This is a genomic window from Lentilactobacillus sp. TOM.63 (genome assembly GCF_030361045.1).
In the GTDB taxonomy this organism is placed as follows: domain Bacteria; phylum Bacillota; class Bacilli; order Lactobacillales; family Lactobacillaceae; genus Lentilactobacillus; species Lentilactobacillus dabitei.
Window position 1 is genome coordinate 1 of sequence record NZ_JAUCAP010000114.1, and the last position, 5,194, is coordinate 5,194.

Below are 5,194 nucleotides of genomic sequence, written 5' to 3' on the forward strand. Positions count from 1 at the left end.
ATACTCGACTGGCAAACACCGTATCAGGTTATGCTGACAAATTTGTCCAAAAATTCGGATTAAATTTGCAATCTACCGTATAACATAACGTTAACAATTATTTTTTGGAGGCATTTTTATGACGACCATTGGTTTTTGCTCACCGTCGACACCTATTACTGCAATCTCACCGATTCGTTTTAAACGAGCGCAGAAATTTTTGACCAGTAAAGGGATCCAGTTGATTGCCGGCAATTTAACGGCTAAAAGAGATGCTTATCGGTCTGGTTCAATTCGGCAAAGAGCCGACGAGGTTAACGAATTAATTCGTAACAATCGTGTGGATATCATTATGACAACGATTGGGGGAACCAACACCAATTCAATTTTGCCTTACGTAGACTATGATTATCTAAATGATCATCCCAAGACGTTCGTTGGTTATTCCGATGCGACAGCATTGTTACTCGCAATTCAAACCCATGCCCCCAATTGTCGGGTACTGTATGGCCCAGCGTTAGTTGCAGGCTTTGGTGAATGGTCACCGTTCGTGGATGAAACTTGGACACGTTTCTATCAAATCATCACCGCCAATAAAGACGATGAAGTTGTGATTGATGCCCCGCAGTTTTGGGATGACGAGGCTTTGAACTGGAATACCTTTGAAAAGCCTAAGCAACAGCGGCCTAATCAGTGGCAATATATTGGGTCACCAGTTCTCTCTGGGAGAATTGTTGGTGGCAATTTAAACACATTTTATGGAATCCTGGCTTCCGGCTATTTTCCTCAACTTAGCAAAAATGACTTACTGTTTATCGAAGATGCAGAAAAGGATGCCTCAACGGTGGAGAAAAATTTTGCCATGTTAAAAGTGGCGGGAGTGTTTGATCGCGTTAAAGGCATTATCTTGGGTAAGCATGCGTTGTTTGACTCCGAGGGTAGTACGCGAAAACCAATTGATATTTTGGAAGAAGTTCTAGATGGTCAAGATATGCCAGTCATTTACGATTATGATAGTTGCCACACCGTGCCGATGATCACAACTCCGATAGGTGCCCAAGCTGTGATTGATGCCACCAAAGGGACAGCGACCTTTACTGATTTTTAATTGAATAAACTCACCAACCGACTACAATACCTGATATAATTTATTGATTAGGGTCAATATGAGGTTCAGTGACCATTTAAAAACGGCTATAATATAACCAAGAATTCTTCAATTAGAAAGTGTGTACTGTTACTATGAACAAGAAAATCATGTCCGGGTCCTTCTGGCTGTCATTTGGCAGTATCTTTTCACGGGTGTTGGGAATTGTGTATTTGATTCCCTGGCTGTATATGATTGGGTCACCTGAACACAAGAGCGTTGCAATGGCGCTGTTCAATGCTTCGTATAACCCGTATGGCTTGTTTATCGCCTTGGGGACCGCGGGATTTCCGTCCGCAATTGCCCGCCGGGTGGCCATTTATAATGGTGAAAATAAGTTCTTGGATTCCAAACAATTGGCGAAAGTTGGCTCTTTTGTGATGCTGATGTCGGGGATCCTTTGTGGCGCTATTTTATGGATTATTGCCCCCATCATTGCTAAAAATAGTCCGGTGGTGTCCGCTAGCAGCGCGGTAACTTCTATTCGCGTATTAGTTCCGGCAATTGTGATTCTGCCATCCATGAGCAGTGTCAGAGGGTGGTTCCAAGGAAACCAGGATTTGAAACCATATGGGGTGTCTCAACTTTGGGAACAGTTCATTCGAATTGTTTTTATTTTAGTATCCACGTACGTTGTCATTTATGTCCTCCATCGAAGCTATATCGAAGCCGTTTATTTAAGCGTGATGGCGGCTTTCGTTGGGGCGGTTGCCAGTTATCTGTACTTGGGACTTTACTATAAAAAGCAGTCGGCTAACTATGTCCAGATGGCGGCTAAGAGTAAGCCCTACGATCTATCAAGCATTCAAAGTATCTTTAAGATGATTGCTTATGAGTCAATTCCATTTGTCATCGTTGGGTCGGGAATTACGCTGAGCCAATTAATTGATCAATTGTTTTTTAAGCAAGTAATGGAAGGTGTTCAGCACTATTCGGCGGTTTATACCCAGTATATTTATACCCTGTTTTCCGCCAATCCAACGAAGATCACCACAGTGGTTGTTTCACTGGCATTAGCAGTGGCTGAGACGACGTTACCACTATTAGCGCATAGTTTGGCCGCTCACGATCCGGATATTGGTAAGCTGATCTTCCAAAATATCAATATGTTGTTATTCACGTTATTGCCGATTGTTGCCGTTTTAGGCGGTTTATCCTATGAAATTAATGGGATCTTCTTTAGCTTTAGCACGCTTGGCGGTGATTATCTGTTTTGGAATATCATTCAAAGCCTGATTCTTGGCCTTGCAATCAATGGCCTCACGCTGCTTCAGGCACTTCACTATAGTAAAAAGGCAATGTATTATTTGTTTGTTGGACTCATTGCGAAGCTCTTGTTCCAGCCACCGTTGGTCATTTTGATGCAAGGCTTTGGGGCCATTTTGTCGACCGCAATTGGCTTTGGCTTTGTCATTTTACTCAGTTATGGTGAAGTGCGTCGTGAATTTCATGTGCCATTTGGCAAGTTAAGAGTAACGGTTCTGGTTAACATTGTTTTCTTTGCAATCGTCATTGGGTTGGCGATGGGGATTCACCAACTGTACGTTCCGGCTGGGTTAGTCATGGCGTTTATTTTCTGTTGTGTCTTTGGCCTGGTTACCTTGCTGATCTACCTGTTTATGGCAAATCATACCGGCTTGTCGGGAATTATCTTTGATCGCAAAATCGGTTACAAGTATTTCAGATATAAACATTTCCAGTAAAGCAGTCGATCGATTGGCTGCTTTTTTATTCTTGGGGAATGGTATTTTAAACACGAATATTTCATATATTATGCGTGACAGGGTAATATTTTATTGATTTCTTGCGGTAGGATAAAACTGATTGATGATGACTTTATTTTATCAAACTGGAGATCTTTGCTTTGAAAACTTTAACTGCCGCTCAATCTAAAAAGGCAGTTGGCATTGCCGTTCTTTCCGCACTTCTATATGCACTATACCCACCAATTGCTAAAGTCGTGTTGCACAACTGTTCACCAATTATGCTGTCAGCGTTATTGTACATCGGAACCGGCGTGGGCATGGCAATCATTCTGCCATTCGTGTACTGGCTATTACCCGACATGAAAAAGGAAGCCTCGTTGGCCAGAACTGATATCCCGACCTTAATCGCGGTGGTTGTGGTTAACATCGCGGCAGGAATCTTAATGAATATCGGGATTGAATTATCGACGGCGGCCAGCGCGTCGTTATTAAGAAATTTCGAGGTTGTCGCGACAACAATTCTGGCATTTTTGTTCTTCCATAAAAAAGTGGGACGCCAACTTTGGCTCGGGGTGGGGTTGGTATTTCTCGCCAGCTGTGTCTTGAGCACTGATGTCAGCCATCTAACCATTAACTGGGGATCAATTCTCGTCATTTTGGCAACCTTTTGCTGGGGCCTGGAAAATAATTTTACCCGGGTTCTGTCTGTCAAGAATCCCATTCAAATTGTGATTGTGAAGGGAATGGGAGTCGGACTTGGGACGCTGATTGTTGCTTTGATTGACCAAAAAAATTGGCCGGTTCTACCGATCGTTGGGATTGCACTGTTGCTAGGTTTCCTGTCTTTTGGCGTCAGTATTTTCTTTTACATTTTAGCTCAGCGGTACATTGGGGCTGCCCGAACCAGCGCGTATTATGCCCTGTCGCCCTTTTTATCAACGTTTATTGCCATCATGTTCTTACGAGAAAGGGTGACATTCCAATTGGTATTGGCAACGTTGATGATGATTGCCGGCAGTTATGTGGTTGTCCGAGAAACCTTTAGTCATGCAGAATAGTTAAAAAATGGCCCCAAAAGCAGTTCCATCCATATAAGTCAACTAGCCAGACATTATCCAGTTAGTTGGCTTATATGTTCAGAGAACAATCACTTTTTGGGCCATATTTTATTAATAGAATATTGAACATTCTTTATATCAACGTCATTACTAGCGTGACAGTTAAAGGATCATGATTTAATGAGACCTTGTCACCCAGCCATGGTCATTGACGTATAAAAAGGATCTGGTTTCGTAAGTGATTGGATTCTCGAGGGTCATGGCTTTGGTCACTTGATAGCGACCGGTTTCGTCGAGATTGCCAACTTTGGTGAGGATGACGCTGTCGCCATTGATGGCAGCGTCATACAAAGGCGTCGGTTGATCGCCAAGCTGATATGGCTTGGCTTCAAACGCTTGCCGGTTTTTTAAAACGAACTCCTGGCTGTTTGATTGAGTGAACCATTTAGTGACGTCAAAACCTGGGGAACCAATGATGTTACTGCCAAAGACATTTCCACCTGAACTCATCGCAGTGACCTCCCTTAAACAATTTTCTTAAAAGAATCACTTTAAGTGTACTGGTCAGTGGGGGTAAGTCAAGCATCGACAACGTGGCAAAAGATGATCCCTTATTTTTCAACTTCACTCTTGTATTGAGGTGCTAATAAGGCAATTGTATACTGACCAAATTTGGGATAGAGCGTTGTCTGATTGGCCTTGAGGTAAATTGGTGAGCTCGTGATTCCAATGAACCACTTATCATTGGAACGGGTACTGTATTTGTTTGGATCAATGCCCTGTTTCTTCAAATCAGCCGAGACAAAGTCCTTAAAGGAAAGCTTGCCGGTCACTAAGGCTTGGCGTTGCTGTTTGGTTGGTGCGCTAGAATTGGTAATAAACTTCATATGAGAGTAAGGAGCCTGCTTTAACAGCGGATCATTTGGATTTTGAGCGTATAATTTAGCCGCTTCGGGTAGGTTGGCGCCAGCCTTAATAAAGCCAAACAGGCTATAGGCATCGGTATTCTGTCTAGCGGCTACTTGTTCATTGTAGACACTGTTACCAACCCTTTGCCCCTGCAGATTCTCCAGTTCATCATCGTCTGCGTTCGGGATACCACCAGGATTAGGAAACTCCCCAGCGGGCAAGACCCCTTTAGCCATATAACCGCGCCAAACATATCCTTTGATACCGTTATTATCAGTGACGTAGTAAAAAATGCCGGTCTTTTTACCGTTGGTCATCTTTAGAAGCTGTCCAAGATCTATGATTTTTGATATACTTCTATGTAAAAAGCGAGTTTAAGCTATGAAAAATTATCC

Annotated in this window: 5 protein-coding genes; 3 read left to right on the forward strand and 2 right to left on the reverse strand. The window is 42.9% G+C overall.

Features of this window, described 5'->3' with window-relative positions; translation table 11 throughout:
* The first annotated feature begins 118 nt into the window (after positions 1–118).
* From QUF07_RS13125 to QUF07_RS13135, 3 genes are all read left to right on the forward strand, one after another.
* Positions 119–1,087, forward strand: coding sequence for a S66 family peptidase (locus QUF07_RS13125; RefSeq protein ID WP_217341398.1), 969 nt, complete (start codon positions 119–121; stop codon positions 1,085–1,087).
* Between the two features lie 134 nt (positions 1,088–1,221).
* A complete protein-coding gene (locus QUF07_RS13130) occupies positions 1,222–2,829 on the forward strand; it encodes a putative polysaccharide biosynthesis protein (RefSeq protein ID WP_217161810.1) in 1,608 nt (535 codons plus the stop codon).
* Between the two features lie 161 nt (positions 2,830–2,990).
* Positions 2,991–3,890, forward strand: a complete 900-nt coding sequence (locus QUF07_RS13135) for a DMT family transporter (protein WP_289427840.1) — start codon at positions 2,991–2,993, stop codon at positions 3,888–3,890.
* Positions 3,891–4,067: 177 nt separating this feature from the next.
* Here the strand turns inward: QUF07_RS13135 and QUF07_RS13140 are convergent, their stop codons facing one another.
* Both QUF07_RS13140 and QUF07_RS13145 read right to left on the reverse strand, forming a co-directional pair.
* Positions 4,068–4,400 (reverse strand): hypothetical protein, encoded by a 333-nt coding sequence (locus tag QUF07_RS13140; RefSeq protein WP_217161816.1) that lies wholly within the window; start codon positions 4,398–4,400, stop codon positions 4,068–4,070.
* 101 nt (positions 4,401–4,501) lie between these two features.
* Entirely contained in the window at positions 4,502–5,116 is a 615-nt protein-coding gene (locus QUF07_RS13145) for a hypothetical protein (RefSeq protein ID WP_289427844.1), read from the reverse strand.
* Positions 5,117–5,194 lie beyond the last annotated feature (78 nt).